At 61.7% G+C, this 15,878-nt stretch carries 15 protein-coding genes and 1 rRNA gene; 9 read left to right on the top strand and 7 right to left on the bottom strand.

Translation table 11 applies throughout. From position 1 onward, the window contains the following. The first annotated feature begins 74 nt into the window (after positions 1–74). Positions 75–518: a helix-turn-helix domain-containing protein gene (locus tag BSF44_RS06770; protein WP_095942842.1), complete on the top strand. Its 444-nt coding sequence runs from the start codon at positions 75–77 to the stop codon at positions 516–518. Between the two features lie 34 nt (positions 519–552). Here the strand turns inward: BSF44_RS06770 and BSF44_RS06765 are convergent, their stop codons facing one another. Beyond that, complete coding sequence (locus BSF44_RS06765; RefSeq protein WP_095942841.1) at positions 553–1,377, bottom strand: alpha/beta fold hydrolase; 825 nt, start codon at positions 1,375–1,377, stop codon at positions 553–555. Between the two features lie 35 nt (positions 1,378–1,412). Beyond that, positions 1,413–1,988 carry a flavodoxin family protein gene (locus BSF44_RS06760; RefSeq protein ID WP_095942840.1) on the bottom strand — a complete coding sequence of 192 codons (576 nt, stop codon included), beginning with the start codon at positions 1,986–1,988 and terminating at the stop codon, positions 1,413–1,415. A 365-nt stretch (positions 1,989–2,353) separates the two neighbouring features. Here BSF44_RS06760 and BSF44_RS06755 point away from each other — a divergent pair, with 365 nt between their 5' ends. Continuing rightward, positions 2,354–5,158: a winged helix-turn-helix domain-containing protein gene (locus tag BSF44_RS06755; RefSeq protein ID WP_095942839.1), complete on the top strand. Its 2,805-nt coding sequence runs from the start codon at positions 2,354–2,356 to the stop codon at positions 5,156–5,158. Here the strand turns inward: BSF44_RS06755 and BSF44_RS06750 are convergent. Together BSF44_RS06750 and BSF44_RS06745 are read right to left on the bottom strand one after the other, a co-directional pair. Continuing rightward, the gene (locus BSF44_RS06750; protein ID WP_095942838.1) at positions 5,123–6,607 is read right to left on the bottom strand and encodes a winged helix-turn-helix domain-containing protein; all 1,485 of its coding nucleotides are present in this window, start codon (positions 6,605–6,607) and stop codon (positions 5,123–5,125) included. The two genes, BSF44_RS06755 and BSF44_RS06750, sit on opposite strands and share 36 nt — an antisense overlap. Before the next feature lie 162 nt (positions 6,608–6,769). Continuing rightward, positions 6,770–7,720: a GlxA family transcriptional regulator gene (locus tag BSF44_RS06745; protein ID WP_095942837.1), complete on the bottom strand. Its 951-nt coding sequence runs from the start codon at positions 7,718–7,720 to the stop codon at positions 6,770–6,772. 345 nt (positions 7,721–8,065) lie between these two features. On the opposite strand from BSF44_RS06745, the gene BSF44_RS06740 reads away from it, so the two are divergent. Next, entirely contained in the window at positions 8,066–8,788 is a 723-nt protein-coding gene (locus BSF44_RS06740) for a pirin family protein (RefSeq protein ID WP_095942836.1), read from the top strand. A 99-nt stretch (positions 8,789–8,887) separates the two neighbouring features. Here BSF44_RS06740 and BSF44_RS06735 read toward each other — a convergent pair whose 3' ends face one another. Next, complete coding sequence (locus BSF44_RS06735; protein WP_095942835.1) at positions 8,888–9,763, bottom strand: LysR family transcriptional regulator; 876 nt, start codon at positions 9,761–9,763, stop codon at positions 8,888–8,890. A gap of 112 nt (positions 9,764–9,875) precedes the next feature. Between BSF44_RS06735 and BSF44_RS06730 the strand changes: the two genes are divergently transcribed. Further along, on the top strand, positions 9,876–11,102 hold the full coding sequence (locus tag BSF44_RS06730) for a YbfB/YjiJ family MFS transporter (protein ID WP_095942834.1): 1,227 nt from the start codon (positions 9,876–9,878) through the stop codon (positions 11,100–11,102). An 11-nt stretch (positions 11,103–11,113) separates the two neighbouring features. On the opposite strand, the gene BSF44_RS06725 is transcribed toward BSF44_RS06730, so the two are convergent. Next, positions 11,114–12,157, bottom strand: a complete 1,044-nt coding sequence (locus BSF44_RS06725; RefSeq protein WP_095942833.1) for an AraC family transcriptional regulator — start codon at positions 12,155–12,157, stop codon at positions 11,114–11,116. Between the two features lie 163 nt (positions 12,158–12,320). Here BSF44_RS06725 and BSF44_RS06720 point away from each other — a divergent pair, with 163 nt between their 5' ends. The 5 genes from BSF44_RS06720 (at position 12,321) to BSF44_RS06700 (ending at position 15,691) form a co-directional block, all read left to right on the top strand. Beyond that, positions 12,321–13,172, top strand: coding sequence for a 3-hydroxybutyryl-CoA dehydrogenase (locus BSF44_RS06720; protein WP_095942832.1), 852 nt, complete (start codon positions 12,321–12,323; stop codon positions 13,170–13,172). After that, positions 13,159–13,818, top strand: coding sequence for a TetR/AcrR family transcriptional regulator (locus BSF44_RS06715; protein WP_095942831.1), 660 nt, complete (start codon positions 13,159–13,161; stop codon positions 13,816–13,818). Before BSF44_RS06720 ends, BSF44_RS06715 begins: the two co-directional genes overlap by 14 nt. Positions 13,819–13,907: 89 nt before the next feature. Next, on the top strand, positions 13,908–14,321 hold the full coding sequence (locus BSF44_RS06710; RefSeq protein WP_095942830.1) for a VOC family protein: 414 nt from the start codon (positions 13,908–13,910) through the stop codon (positions 14,319–14,321). Between the two features lie 138 nt (positions 14,322–14,459). Continuing rightward, entirely contained in the window at positions 14,460–14,888 is a 429-nt protein-coding gene (locus tag BSF44_RS06705; RefSeq protein WP_095942829.1) for a hypothetical protein, read from the top strand. Positions 14,889–14,938: 50 nt separating this feature from the next. Beyond that, a complete protein-coding gene (locus BSF44_RS06700) occupies positions 14,939–15,691 on the top strand; it encodes a hypothetical protein (protein ID WP_256589013.1) in 753 nt (250 codons plus the stop codon). A gap of 65 nt (positions 15,692–15,756) precedes the next feature. On the opposite strand, the gene rrf is transcribed toward BSF44_RS06700, so the two are convergent. Then, a 5S ribosomal RNA gene (gene rrf, locus BSF44_RS06695) occupies positions 15,757–15,872 on the bottom strand. Positions 15,873–15,878 lie beyond the last annotated feature (6 nt).

Raw genomic sequence — 15,878 nt, 5'->3', positions numbered from 1 at the left:
TTTTTTTCCAGAGTAACGGTGCTGATCGCTCGAACCGGGCGCCAGCGCTTTTCCTCCCCGACCGGACAATGGCCATGGCTTACCCACAGCAAACCACCGCCCGCGCACCTGCCAGCGAACCTCGCAAGCCCCACACCGGCGGCCTCAGCCCGCAACGCGAAAAACTGGTTAAACAACTGATCCTCGAACGTCTGGGCGACAGCCTGGAGGTCACTGAACTGGCACAGGCCTGCGCCCTCTCGCGCAGTCATTTCTCCCGTGCATTCAAGTGCAGCACCGGCCTCTCGCCACAGGACTGGATTCGCCAGCAGCGCATTGCCCTGGCCAAGCAATTGATCCAGTACACCGGCCTGAGCCTCACGCAGATCAGCCTCGAATGCGGCTTCTGCGATCAGGCGCACTTCTGCCACATCTTCACCCGCAGCGAAGGCATCAATCCGTTTGCCTGGCGCTGCCAGGTGGTGCATGGCCTTAAAAGCAAAAGATCGCAGCCTTCGGGCATGCACGCTAGCGTGTAGGCGCTGGCGAAGCCTGCGATCTTTCAGTCACACATCAACCCTTGAGGAACGCCAACAGGTCAGCGTTCAGCTGATCCTTATGCGTGTCCGTCAAACCGTGAGGGGCGCCCGGGTAAATCTTCAGGGTCGAGCCCTTCACCAGTCTGGCGGAGGAGACGCCCGCCGCTTCGTACGGCACGACCTGATCCGCGTCGCCATGCACCACCAGGGTCGGCACGTCGAACTTCTTCAAGTCTTCAGTGAAGTCGGTTTCCGAGAATGCCTTGATGCAGTCATAGGCGCTCTTGTGGCCGGCCATCATGCCCTGCATCCAGAACCAGTCGATCATGCCCTGGGACGGTTTCGCGCCGGGTTTGTTGAAGCCGAAGAACGGTCCGCCGGCGAGGTCGATGTACAGCTGCGAACGGTCGGCCAGCGAGGCCTGGCGGATGCCGTCGAACACTTCCAGCGGCAGGCCGCCGGGATTGGCTTCGGTCTTGAGCATCAGTGGCGGCACCGCGGAAATCAGTCCGGCCTTGGCCACGCGGCCGGTGCCGTGGCGACCGATGTAGCGCGCCACTTCGCCACCACCGGTGGAGAAGCCGAACAGCACGGCGTTTTGCAGATCGAGCAGCTCGATCAACTGCGCCAGATCGTCGGCGTAATGGTCCATGTCATTGCCCGACCACGGCTGACTGGAGCGCCCATGACCGCGTCGGTCGTGGGCGATGACCCGGTAGCCCTTGGAAGCCAGGAAAATCATCTGCGACTCCCAGCTGTCAGCGTTCAGCGGCCAGCCATGACTGAAGACAACCGGCTGACCGGTGCCCCAGTCCTTGTAGTAGATCTCGACGCCGTCGCGGGTAGTGAAGGTGCTCATGGGTGATGCCTCCTTAACGAGGGTTGGGGGGTGAATCAAACCGGTGACGGCTTCATGCGGTCCGCCAGGCGCGCCACCCGCTCGCCCAGGTGCGCGGCGGTGCAGCGATCCTCGGGCGGCGGGGCATCGTCGGGGGATTGCTCGACATTCGATTGGGCCATGGCGCCCAGCGAGCTGCCCAGGCGATTGAGCTGGCCGTTGAACGCGCCGATGCTGGAGCGTGCCGGCAGCAGATCGAGGCCGACCCAGATCATCGAGTGCTGGGCGGCGAACACCGCGATCTGCAGCAAGGTGTTGAGCTTGTCGCCGCACAGGCTGCCGGAATTGGTGAAGCCCGCCGCGAGCTTGTCGCGCCAGGGTTGGGTCAGGTAGAACGCCGACGTGGCCTCCATGAACGCCTTGAAGGCCGCCGAGGCACTGCCCATGTAGGTCGGCGCGCCGAAGATGATGGCGTCGGCGCGGTGCAGCCGCGCCCAGTGCTCGTCCACTTCCTCGACCGGGATCAACCGGCAGGTGCTGCCCAGGTGCCGTTCCACGCCCGCGGCCACGGCTTCGGCCATGACCCGGGTATGCCCGTAGCCACTGTGATAGACCACCACCACGTTGCTCATTCAGGTGTCCTAGTGATGAGTTGATCTCCCTTGTAGGAGCGAGCCTGCTCGCGATGGTGTGTCAGCCACATTGGTGTCGACTGATACTCCATCGCGAGCAGGCTCGCTCCTACAGGACCAGAGTTTTGGCGTAGACCGGACGCACGACGAGTTAAACGTTGTTAATTTTCCTTGGCGCGCAAAAAGCCCCGGCAAGTCCTGCCCATCTGTCGCAGCCAATGTTTTCGGGACCGACAGCCGCTGCCTGATACGCTAGAGTCATTGCCTGCCCCTTCAGTCACTCAGGCGGCGCATTGCGCTCCGTAAAAAACCTGAGGAATATGCTCGAAAACCGCGTACTAGACGGATGCAGCAGGAGCGACTCGTTGACCCTTTCCCCCGAACGGGCTGTGCATTTCGGCCCCTACCGGGTCTACCCCGGACAACGCCTGGTGATGGAGGCCGACCAGCCTTTGCGCCTGGGGCGGCGTGCCATGGACATCCTGTTGATCCTGCTCGAGCACGCCGGCAACGTGGTCAGCAAGCAGCAACTGATCGCCCGGGTCTGGCCCAACAGCGTGGTCGAAGACATCAACCTGCGGGTGCACATGGCCGCGTTGCGCAAGGCGCTCGGCGACGGTCAGGCCGGCCAGCGCTACATCGTCACCGTGGCCCAGCGCGGGTACAGCTTCGTCGCACCGCACTCACTGGAGCAGGCCGAGCAACCGCCAGCGGCCGTGATTTGCGCACCGAACCGGCATAACCTGCCTGTGCGCCACACGCGCATGATCGGCCGGCAGACGCTGGTCGACAATCTGGTGGTGCAACTGCCACACCAGCGCTTCATCACCCTCGTCGGTCCCGGCGGCATCGGCAAGACCACCGTGGCCTTGCGGGTCGCCGAACAAATGATCGGTCGCTACCGGGACGGCATTCGCCTGCTGGACCTGGCCCCGATCAACTGCCCGCTGATGATCGACGGCCACCTGGCGACATTGCTCGAACTGGCCCTGCACGACGACGCCCCCCTGAGCGGTCTTGCCGACTGTCTGCGCGACAGGCAAATGCTGTTGGTCCTGGACAACTGCGAACACCTGGTCGACGCCATCGCCCTGCTCTGCGAAAACATTCTGCGCAGTGCACCGCACGTGCACATCCTGGCCACCAGCCGCGAGAGCCTGCGGGCCGAAGGGGAATTCGTTCAGCGTCTGGAGTCGCTCGACTGCCCGCCGCCCATCGCCGTCCTCGACCGCGCCCAGGCCATGACCTTTTCCGCCCTGCAACTGTTTGTCGAGCGGGCCATGGCCAGTCATGACAGTTTTGAACTGACGGATGATGAACTGCCGCTGTTGATCGACATCTGCCACCGACTGGACGGCATTCCACTGGCCATCGAACTGGCAGCGGCGCAAGTGGGCAACTTCGGATTGCCCGGCCTGCTGGCGCAGTTGCAAAGCAGCTTCCGGGTGTTGACCCAGCCCTGCCAGACGCCGCTGGCACGTCATCAGACGTTGCGCGCGACACTGGACTGGAGCTTCGAACTGCTTAATGCCTGCGAAAAGACCTGCCTGCGCCGACTCAGTGTGTTTCGCGGCAGCTTCACCCTGGAGTCGGCAGCGGCGGTGATCGTCGGCGAACACATCGAACCCCGCGAAGTGTTCGGCTCGATCACCCAACTGGTCGCCAAGTCACTGCTGAACGTGGAGGTGGGCGACGAAGATGTTTACTACAGCCTGCTCGACACCACCCGCGGCTATGCCCTGGAAAAACTTGCGCAAACCACCGACCTGCCCGGCACTCGGGAGCGCCATGCCGAGCGTTGCCTGACGCTGATGCAACAGGCGCAGGACGACTGGGAGAGAACCTCGACCGGCCTGTGGCTCGAACGCTATGGCCGGGCCCTGGAGGACATCCGCGCGACTCTCGATTGGGGTTTGCACGCGCAAGGGCCGCAGGCGCTGGCTGTACGTCTGGCCGCGACGTCTACGCCCCTGTGGCAGGAGTTGTCACTGCTCAAGGAACACGGCGGTTATGTGCGCAAGGCGCTGGCCTTGCTCGAGCAGTCGGCCGAGCCTTGCCCGCGCTTGCAGATGGCCCTCAAGCTGGCTCTGGGCAATGCCTGTTACCACGCTCATGGCGCCAGCACCGAAACCATTGGTGCTTTTGTCAGCGCCAGAACCTTGGCCAGCCGACTCAACGATGTGGCCGGTCAGTTGCGGGCGATTTCCGGACACCTGGCGGCCAATCTCAGCGGCGGCCAATACCAGATGGCCCTGGAACAGAGCCGGCAATTCGATCAACTGGGGCTACATGACGACGCCCTGATGTCCCTGAGCATGCATCGATTGCGAGTGCTCGCCCTGCACTTCTGCGGCGACCAGCGACAGGCCGGGGAGCATGCCGAACAGGTGCTGCAACGCATGGCCCACAGCGGTCATCTCAACCGGTTCACCCATGGCTTCGGCGTGCAATACGACCAGAGCGTCGCGGCGTTGACCATCCACGCACGCATCCTCTGGCTGCAAGGCCTACCGGAACAGGCCTGGCGCGCAGCCCGACAGGCGCTGGACATCGCGCTGCAGATCAACCACGGCACGTCGATCTGCTACACCCTGGCGCTCGCCGGCTGCCTGATCGCCCACTACAACGGCGACACCCGCAGCGCCCGCGAGCTCCTGCGCCTGCTACTGCAACAGACGCAGAAACACTCGGTCCTGCTGTTCCATGGCTGGGCACAACACTACGCGCGGGTGATAGGCGGCACCGATGTGCAGCCCATCGGTCGACAATGCGTCGGTTTGATCAAGGACATCATGGTCACGCTGGATTCGACCTGTGTCGACGATGAACTGCTCGAACGTGCGCAAAGCGGTGTTTCGGACTGGAGCACGGCAGAAATTCTGCGGGCCAGGGCCAGGACGTTGCTGGCAACCGATTGCCCGCTCAACGCCGCGACGGCCGAAACCGTGCTGCTCAAGGCACTCAACGTGGCAAAGGCCCAGGGTGCGCTGGCCTGGGAGCTGCGTAGCGCCACCTCACTGGCGCAGTTGTGGCAGCGTCAGGGCGATCCCCAACGGGCGCATCAATTGCTGGCCCCGATCTACCAGCGTTACACCGAAGGTTTCGCCACGCCCGACTTGATGACCGTTCGCCGGCTACTCGACGAGTTGCAATGCCACCTGCCCGCCTGAAGGCCAGCACGTCTGAGTGACGTAACCGGCATAACGAATTTCGAGGGCGCGCAACTCACCACTGAGCTCGAGTTTTTCCAGTGCGTAAGTGCGGGTGGTGTTGAGGAAGCGGTAGCGGGTCACACCGCCGCCCTGCTCCTGGGACAGCAGTGACTTGAGTGTGAGGTTGTCCAGCACCTCGATCAGGGCGGCGACCGGCAACGCGTCGCAGCTGATCACGCCGATCGCTGCGTCCTGGGTAAAGGCCATCTTGAACACCGCCAGGCGCTGTAACACGGTTTGCTCCACGGCAGTCAAACGTTCGTAGCTCCAGTCCAGCGCTGCCTTGAGCGTCTGGTGCCGGGGCACGGCCGTGCGGCGGCCCTGGGACAGCAGCTGAAAACAGTTATCGAGTTGCGCTTGCAACCCCACCAGCGCCAGCGCATCGATTTGCGCCGCCGCCAATTCAATCGCCAGCGGCAGGCCGTCGAGGCGCCGGCAGATTTCCCGTACGGTCTTGAGGTCTTGCTCGCGCAGGGTGAAGCCTTGCTGACGAGCCCGGGCACGGCTGACGAACAACTGCACCGCCGAATAGCCCATGACCTCGGCGACACTGCGCAGCGCTGAAGCCGGCGGCACCGCCAGCGGTGGCAGGCGCAATACGGTTTCACCCGCCGCCTTGAGGGGCTCGCGGCTGGTGGCGAGGATCGACAATCGCGGCAGCGAAGCCAGCAGCGTTTCGATCAACGTCCGGCAGCGTTCGAGCAGGTGTTCGCAGTTGTCCAGGACCAACAAGGCATGCCGCTGCGCCAGCGCCTCCAGCGTGGTGCCGACCTCCAGCCCAAGGGTTCGTGTGAGGTGATCGGTCACTTGCGCCGGGTCATCGATCGCCGCCAGGTCCACCAGCCACACGCCGTGCCGATAGTGCTGCAACAACAGTTCGGCCACGCGCAGCGCCACGGTGGTCTTGCCGATCCCGCAAGGCCCGACCAGGGTCATGAATCGCCGCACCGGCAGCTGCCGCACCAGGCTGCCGACAATTGCATCGCGCCCGGTGATCGGAGTGAGCCGCGCCGGCAGGTTGTGCAGGGGCTTTTTTACGGTCTCGCTCGGGAACGCTACAGGCTGCGGCAAATGCTGTACCGGGGCGACAAAACTGTAGCCGCGCTGGGGAATGTTGACGATGTAGCACTGTCCGTTCTGCCCGTCGCCCAGGGCTCGGCGCAGGGCGGCAATGTGTACCCGCAGGTTGATTTCTTCGACCACGGAGCGCGGCCAGACCTGTGCAATCAACTCTTCCTTGCTGACCACCGAACCTGCGTGTTCGACCAGCACCTGCAACACGTCAAGGGCGCGGCCGCCCAGACGCAGCGGTCGATCGCCCTCCAGCACCAGTCGCTGACTGAGGTGCAAAGCGTAGGGTCCGAATTGCAGCACCGCTTCGCTGTTTATATCTCTGAGGCTGTTCATGCGCTGTCACTCGCTGGAAGCCTGGCTCGGTACGTGAGTCCATCCCAGGCTCCGCACCTTCCTTGCAATGAGTTCACCGGTATCTTGGCAGGCCTCGGTGACGGTACAACTGCCATGGGGGGAGCGTCACGGCCATTGCGGTGCGCATGACGGACACGCGCGTTAGCTGAACTGCTCGCGGTATTGGGTCGGGGTCAGGCCAAGCTTTTCACTGAACAGAAAACGCATGTGCCGCACGCTGCCGAAGCCGCTTTTGAAGGCCACGGTCTTGAGCGGCAATTCGGTGGTCTCCAGCAGGTTCCTGGCACAATCGATGCGTGCGCTTTGCAGAAATTCCATCGGCGTCATGCTCACTTCCCGGGCGAACACCCTGGCGAAATGGCGCGGGCTCATGTTGGCCAGACCGGCCATGCGCTCAATGCTGTAGGTTTCATCGAGATGCTCGAGCACATGGTTCTGCACCCGGGTAATCGCCGTTTCGTGGGGGGCCACCGCCGCCATCAACGGGCTGAACTGCGCCTGCCCGCCCTGGCGTTTCATCACCACCAGCAACACTTTGGCCACGTCCTGGGCGACTTTTTTGCCGTGGTCCTGGGCCACCACTGACAAGGCCAGGTCGATCCCGGCGGTGACGCCGCCGGACGTGATCAGGTTGCGGTCCTGGACGAAGATCCGGTCGGTCTCGACGGTCGCCTTCGGAAAGCCCTTGATCAGCCGCTCGGTGTAGTGCCAGTGGGTGGTGACACGATAGCCGTCGAGCAAGCCCGCATGCCCCAGCACGAACGCCCCGGTGCAGATCGAGCCATAAGCGGCGGACCGGCTGATGTTGTGCCTGAGCCAGTCGAGCAATGGCGGATGCCGTTCGTTGTAGGCACCGGGACCACCGGGCACCAATAGCAAATCAAAACCCTCGCAGGCCTGATCGATGTGCAGGTCGGCGTGCACGCTCACCCCGTTGGACGCCCGCAGTGCGCCGGGCTCGGTGCCGATGGTCGACAGCACATAGTGATCGTCGGGTTTCAGATAGCGATTGGCGATGGAAAACACTTCCATGGGCCCGGCCATGTCGAGCAGGAGAAAGTCGGGAAACAGCACCATTGCCACGGTTTTCATGGATTGGAATTCACTGGGATCAAATAAGGTCGGTCCGCCAAACACCGGGCCCTTGTGGGAGCGAGCCTGCTCGCGAATGCGGTGTATCAGCCAACGTTGATAGCGACTGACACTACGCCTTCGCGAGCAGGCTCGCTCCCACAGGGTCTGCGCCCGGCATCAGGGAGTGCTGTGCATTATGGCCAAGTACGACGTAGAGGTTGGAAAATAATAGCTGATTCGCCCTCATAAACTGTCAACCTGGCCGAGACAGTATTTCAGTTTCTACCTACTTATTGCATCAATCAGTAACCATTAACCTTCTCCTCACTCGGACGAATTCACGTCCCCACAGGAGATTTCATCATGCTGACTCTTCGCAAAGCCTCGGATCGTGGCCTGGCCAATCACGGCTGGTTGAAGTCGTTCCATACCTTTTCCTTCGCCAACTATCGCAACCCGAAAGAGCAGGGTTTTTCCGACCTGTTGGTGATCAACGACGACCGCGTCGCCGCCGGCAAAGGCTTCGGCCAGCACCCGCACCGCGACATGGAGATTTTCTCCTATGTGCTTGAAGGCGCCCTGGAACACAAGGACACCCTGGGCACCGGTTCGGTGATCCGCCCCGGCGACGTGCAACTGATGAGCGCAGGCAGCGGCGTGGCCCACAGTGAGTTCAACCACTCCAGCACCCGGCCGGTGCACTTTCTGCAGATCTGGATCGTGCCCGACGTCAGCGGCGCCAAACCGCGTTATCAGCAAGAGCATTTCAGCACCCAGAAGAAACGCGGCCGCCTGCAACTGATCATCTCGCCGGACGGCGCCAAGGGTTCGCTCAAGGTGCGTCAGGATGCACGGGTGTATGCCGGCCTGATCGACGGCAAGGAAAGCGCCACCCTGGAACTCGCCGCCAACCGCTACGCCTATGTGCACGTGGCCCGGGGCAGCGTCGAACTCAACGGTGTGTTGTTGCAGGAAGGCGACGGTGTGCGGGTTCGTGATGAACAGGCGCTGACCTTGAGCAACGGCGTGGATGCTGAAGTATTGGTCTTCGACTTGCGCCCACAGGAACTGCCGCAAATGCCATGACAAAACCCTGTAGGAGCGAGCCTGCTCGCGATGCGCTGGGTCATTCAACAGTGATGTCGTCTGACACTCCGCCATCGCGAGCAGGCTCGCTCCTACTGGTTATTCACCAGTCCCGGCGAACCCCGCGACAATCTCATCGATCACCGCCCGGACCCTGGCCGTATGCCGCAGGTCCGCGTGGGTCACCAGCCAGATGTCATAAGGCATTGGCCGCGAGCGCTCCGGCCACAACCTGACCAGCCCCTCCTTCTCCCCGATGTACACCGGAATCTCTCCGACCCCGATCCCCGCCGCAATCGACCGACGCACCAGCAGGCTGGAACTGAGGCTCGCGACAATCCGCCCGCGCGCCACCGGTTCCGAGACCAGCGTCAGGTCTTTGTTGCCCTGCAAATATGGTTGATACACCACCAGATCATGCCCGGCGAACGCCGAACCCGGCTCCGGCACGCCGTGGGCATCGACATAGGCTTGCGAGGCAAATAACCCCACCGGCCAGCGAGCAATACGTCGGGCGATCAGGTCAGGGTTTTCCGGCCGGGTGTTGCGTACGGCGATGTCCGCTTCGCGTTTTGCCAGGCTGAGGATCTGCGTGGTGGCGTCCAGTTGTACCCGTACATCCGGGTGTTGCCGATGCAGACGGGCAATCGCCGGGATCAGGAAATCAATCGCCAGAGAATCGGTGGTACTGACGCGAACCGTGCCGGTCAAGCGATCGTCCAGGCCCTGGATTTGGCGTTCCAGTTCCAGCGCCGAATGCTCCATTTTCTCCACGGCCTTGAGTGCCGCTTCGCCGACAGCCGTCAGCGCATAACCTTCGGAGGTGCGCAGGAACAAGGTCGCACTCAATGACTTTTCCAGCGCCGTGATGCGCCGACCGACAGTAGCCTGGTCGACCCCCAATACCCGCGCCGCCCCGCGCAACGTGGATTCGCGGCAAACCGCGAGAAATATCCGGGCGTCATCCCAATTCATAACGCTCTCCTGATGATGCAATTACGCATCAGCATAGCGCGTAATCGCTGCATTAATGCTTCGAAAAACCTCGATATGCTAAAGGCCTGAGTGACCTTACAGGACAATGCACATGCACAGTTCATCGCCTCCCCTTACCCCGGCACCCGGTACGATCTGGCTGCCGATCTTCGCCGGCCTCTGCGCCAGCCTGGTCAGCATCGGCCTGGCGCGTTTCGCCTACACGCCGCTGATTCCCTCGCTGATCCAGGCCCACTGGTTTTGCGCCAGTGACGTGGTGTACCTCGGCGCCGCCAATCTGGTGGGTTACCTGATCGGTGCACTGATCGGCCATCCGCTGGCACGCCGGACCTCGAAAAAGACCGCCCTGCGCCTGATGATGCTCGCGGTGACCCTGGCGTTTTTCGCCTGTGGCTTTCCGTTGTCGGTGGGCTGGTTCTTTGGCTGGCGCCTGCTGTCGGGGATTGCCGGTGGCGCGATCATGGTGTTGGTGGCGGCCACCGTATTGCCTCAGGTCCCGGCGGCCCGCAAAGGTCTGGCCAGCGGCGCGATATTCCTGGGTATCGGCCTGGGCATCGCAGGATCGGGGACGATCGTGCCGCCGCTGCTGAGCCTCGGCTTGCAGCAAACCTGGTTCGGCCTGGGCTTGCTGGCCCTGATCCTTACGGCTGCCAGTTGGTTTGGCTGGCCGACAACCGCGCACCCAGGCACCGTAGCGCCGTCGAATGCATCGTCGTCCACCCCCACCGACCCGAACGTTTACCTGCTGTTCGCCCAATACGCGTTCATGGCGGCCGGGCTGGTGCCGGCCATGGTGTTCCTGGTGGATTACGTCGCCCGCGGACTCAATGCCGGGGCACATGTCGGCGCGCTGATCTGGGTGATGTATGGGCTGGGCGCGATTGTCGGGCCGGTAAGCTACGGTTTTCTGGCCGACCAACTGGGCGCGAAAACGGGGATCCGTATCGTGCTGGTGCTGCAAGCGCTGGCGGTCGGCCTTTTATCGATCAGCAGTTCGTTCGCGGCGCTGGCTTTACTGGCGGTGATCCTCGGCTCCTTCCCGCCAGGCATCGTGCCGCTGGCGTTGGCGCGGGTGCATGAACTGATCCCCGGGCATCATCAGCAACAGGTTGCCTGGAGTCGCGCCACCGTGTCGTTCGCGACTTTCCAGGCGCTCTCGGGGTTCGCTTATTCGGCGCTGTTCAACGCCAGTGGCGGCCATCATGCCTTGATGTTCGTGATTGCCGCCGGGGCGATCGTTGTAGCGCTGTTACTGGAACTGGGCAGTCGATTGCTCAATCGCTCGACCGAATCTTTAACGCTCAATACAGGTGTATGAAAGTTGATGGCTCAGGGCTCCTGAAGGGTGGCCACCTCTGCGCCCTGCTCCCCCTGATAACGGGCCCGATAGCGCCCCGGGCTTTCCCCGGTCCACTTCTTGAATGCCCGATGGAAGGCGCTGGGTTCCTGGAAACCCAATTGCTCGGCGATATCGCTGATGCTCGCATCGCTCTGACGCAGTTGCTCAAAGGCCACGCCCCGGCGTACTTCGTCCTTGATCTCCTGATAGGAACAGCCTTCACGCTCCAGTTTGCGGCGGAAGGTGCTGGGGCTCAGGTGCTGTTCCAGAGCAAAGGCCTGCAACGTCGGCCACTCACTGTAATGACTGCCGCGCAAACGCTGGTGAACCTGGGCTGCGAGGCCATGCTGGTTACGGAAGCGGATCACCAGCCATTGCGGCGCGGTACGCAAAAACACTTTCAGCGAAGCCAGGTCCTGAACGACGGGCAGACGCAGGTAGTGGCTGGCAAATTCGATTTCGGTGCGCTCGGCACCAAAGGTCAGGTTGGGACCCCAGAGCAGGCGGTCGTCACCCAGCGGCAGGCGCGAATGGCGGAAGTCCGCACGGTCAATGGGAATGCGCCGCCCGCCCAGCCAGCACAGCAGGCTGATCATCAACACCAGGAAGGTTTCTTCACCAAACCGGCTGGCATCGTCGTCCGTCGAACGGGTTTCCAGGCTGATGACCGCACGCTTGCCACGCACGGCCAACGAGCCGCGAAAGTCGCGCAGGAACAAGCCGAAGTTGGCGAGGCACTGACGCATGGCCTTGTGCAGATCGGGTTCCTGAATCAAGGCGCGACAAATCAGGGCGAAACTGCCCGGCGGCATGCCATGGGAGTCGAGCCCGAAGAATTCATCGTCGAGTTCGCGGATCTGAATCAGCCACAACGCCGCAAACGCGTTGGCCGGCACCCGCGCCGTGGGTTGGTGCATGACCGCCGGATCAATGCCCGCCTGTTCGAGCACGGCCGTCACGCGCTGCGGGTCATCCCTCAGCCCATGGATCATTGCCTGCACGAAATAGGCGGCAACCGAGTCCTTTTCCCGCATTGGTTCGCTTCTCTCTCATCACCCGAATGGCAAAAAACATCAGTGCCGTTGAACAGTTTTGGCATAGGACAACCGCCCTGCCGGCTCTAGACTCGCGGCAATAGTACGCCTTCGGCTGCAGTCGCGGCCAAGGTATCGCAGGGTTTGATCGAAGGATGGGAAGATGAATCTGCAAAACATCGGGGTGATCGGTGCGGGCACCATGGGCAACGGCATTGCACAAGTCTGTGCCATGGCCGGTTTCAACGTGACCTTGCTCGACATATCCGAAAGCGCGTTGCAAAAAGCCGTCGCAACGGTCGGTAAAAACCTGGACCGGCAGATCGCCAAACAAATCCTGACGCCAGAGCAGAAACAGGCCACCCTGGACAGAATCCGAATCAGCACCGATTACAGTGTCCTGGGTGACGCGCAACTCGTCATCGAAGCGGCCACTGAAAATCTCGACCTGAAATTGCGTGTGCTGCAACAGATCGCCGCGCAGGTCAGCAGCGAATGCGTCATTGCCTCCAATACCTCGTCGCTGTCGATCACCCAACTTGCCGCCAGTGTCAGCCAGCCTGAGCGCTTCATCGGCCTGCACTTCTTCAATCCGGTGCCGGTCATGGGCCTGATCGAGGTCATCCGCGGCCTGCAAACCAGTGACGCGACCCACCAACTGGCGCTGGACATGGCGACCACCCTCGGCAAAACCGCGATTACCGCGGGCAACCGTCCGGGTTTCGTCGTCAACCGGATCCTGGTGCCGATGATCAACGAAGCGATCCTGGTGTTCCAGGAAGGCCTGGCCAGCGCCGAAGACATCGACGCCGGCATGCGCCTGGGCTGCAACCAGCCTATTGGCCCATTGGCCCTGGCGGACCTGATTGGCCTGGACACCCTGCTGTCGATCCTCGAAGCCTTCTATGACGGTTTCAACGACAGCAAATATCGCCCGGCGCCGTTGCTCAAGGAAATGGTCGCCGCCGGTTACCTGGGACGCAAAACGGGGCGCGGCTTCCATGCCTATGCCTGAGCGTTGCTCGCGCTTTGCCGAGTACCGGGACAAAGTCCTGGAGCTGTTTGCCTGCAAGGGGTTCGGCCAGGTCGGCATGCGTGAGCTCGCGACGTGCCTGGGGCTCTCCCCGGGCTCGCTGTATCACCATTACCCCAGCAAACAGCATCTGCTGCTCGACTTGATCGAGGAGTTCTACGAGGAACTGCTGGCCACCCTGGGGCGTATCCAGCAAAAAGCTCCGGGCAAGCGCGACAAACTCAACAGCCTGATCCGCGCCCATCTGAATCTGCATCGGGAGATGCCCTGGCATTTCCGCCTGGTGGAGCGCGACAGCGGTTGCCTGAACGAAGAGCAACAGGCTCGGGTCCGGCAATTGCGCGAGCAATACGAACGCACGTTGCTGAGGATGCTGGGCGCGAAGTCGCGCTTCAGCGAGCAGGGCCTGCTGGCCGCCGGGCATGCCATTGGCGCCCTGCTCAACAGCGCTCCCAGCTGGCTGACGCCACATGTGCTGGACGAGCAGGAACGTGATGAGCTGTTGGAGAGCATGGTCAGTGGCGCCATTGAGCGTGTGCTGGCGCCACGGCGTGTGCCGGAGGCGATAAGCATCGCGCGTCCTATCGAAAAAACATCTAAAGAAACACAAGCTTCGACAAAGATTTAGCGCTTTGCTTGTCGGCTCGACACAATCGGAATTCGCCGAAAAAACCGGCGTCCAAACCGTTGTATGTACTCGAGCCACTGGAGCCGACCATGAAAATCAATCCCTACCTTATCTTCAACGGCGACTGCAAAGACGCCTTCACGTTCTATGCGCAGTGCCTGCAAGGCCAGCTCGAAGCCATGCTGACCTTCGGTGAAACCCCTGCAGGTGAGCATTTCCCCAAGGATCTGCACAACCTGATCATCCATACCCGCCTGATCGTGGGCGATCAGGCGATCATGGGGTCGGACACCACACCGGATCGCCCCGTGGATAAAATGAGTGCCTGTTCGATTTCACTCAACGTCGACGGCATTGCCGAGGCCGAGCGGGTCTTCAATGCGCTGGCGGGCGGTGGCTCTGTGCAAATGCCACTGGAGACCACGTTCTGGGCGGCGCGCTTCGGCATGCTGGTCGACCGTTTTGGTGTGTCGTGGATGGTCAACTGCGAAAAGGATCAGTGAAAGGCCTTGGTCGATCGACAGTCTTCAAGGCACAAAAAAGCCCAACCTGAAAAGGTTGGGCGTTCTGGCAACTCCCGGCCTGTCTGCTACCGTCAACTAGCCACATGGATAGCAGCGAACCAGAGGAGAGAACCCACTATGCCGGCCCACGACCTGTCCTGGCCCACCCGTTTCAAATACTTGCTACTGGCCGGTGGACTGATCACCAGCCTGCTGACTCTCAATGGCTGCGCCACTGTCGATGCACAGACCACCGCCTACGTCGGCGTAGAACATCCGGCACCGACATCGCCGGACGAGGTTGTCGTGCTGCGCTCGGAGCCTCCTCGTCCGCATGTGCGCCTGGGTGAGGTGTTGATTGACGCCAGCATCGACCCTGCCCCGCCGATTACTGAAGTCGAACAGAAGCTGCGGGTAGAATCCGCCAAACTCGGTGGCGACGCCGTGGTGGTCGTCTATGACCACATTCAGGCGGTGGGTGCCTATGCCAGCGGACCGCTGTGGGCTCGCGACGTGACGACCATCGAGGGACGCAAACTCAAGGGCATCGTGATCAAGTACCAGTAGATATCTCCCCCCACGGAAGACAGCGTCAACGGAGGTTGAATTTGAATGACGTGGTGATCGCCCTCATCGTTTTCGCCTGTCTGTCCGCCAGCGCACTGCTGGGCTCGTACGTAAGGGAGCGATTACCGAGCCATCACCTGAGCGACGACTCCGTGACCGTGGTGAAACTGGCCACCGGTCTCATCGCAACGATGTCGGCGCTGGTCCTCGGCCTGCTTGTCTCCTCTGCCAAGGGCACATTCGATACGGCCAATGCCGAACTGGAGGGTGCGGCGGCGAAAGTGGTTCAATTCGACCGTTTAATGGCCCGCTATGGCACCGATACCCAAGACATCCGCACCGAGCTCAAGCACAACTACGCCGAAGTCACGAAAGTACTCGCCTCTCGCGATCGCCGTCAGATTGCAACACTCGATAGCCCTGAAGTCATCCATCGTTCTGAAGGTCTGCAGCGCCAGGTCGGATCACTGTCGCCGGGCAACGATGATCAGCGCTCACTCAAGGCTGAGGCATTGCAAGACATGGACACGGTTTTTGCCACCCGCTGGCTGACCCTGCTGCAATCCAATCAATCGATCCCGCCGGTGATGCTGGTGATCCTGGTGACGTGGCTGGCGATCATTTTTGGCTCGTTCGGCCTGTTTGCACCATGCAACGGCACCATTGTCGTCGTATTACTGATGTGTGCCCTGTCGACGGGGGCAACCATCTTGCTGGTAGAGGAACTCAATCGTCCGCTTGATGGTTTTATCTGTGTTTCGCTGGAACCCTTGGAGCACACGCTGAAGCGGTTGGGGCTGTAATTTCGCTTTCCCGCGGACAAAAACAAAACCCCAACTGCTTTCGCAATTGGGGTTTTGGAATTTAATCTTGACGATGACCTACTCTCACATGGGGAAACCCCACACTACCATCGGCGATGCATCGTTTCACTGCTGAGTTCGGGATGGGATCAGGTGGTTCCAACGCTCTATGGTCGTCAAGAAATTC

Source organism: Pseudomonas sp. ACN8 (assembly GCF_002303925.1).
Lineage (GTDB): Bacteria > Pseudomonadota > Gammaproteobacteria > Pseudomonadales > Pseudomonadaceae > Aquipseudomonas.
Note: the sequence above shows the minus strand (reverse complement) of the source record. Positions and strands in the feature narration are given on the sequence as shown.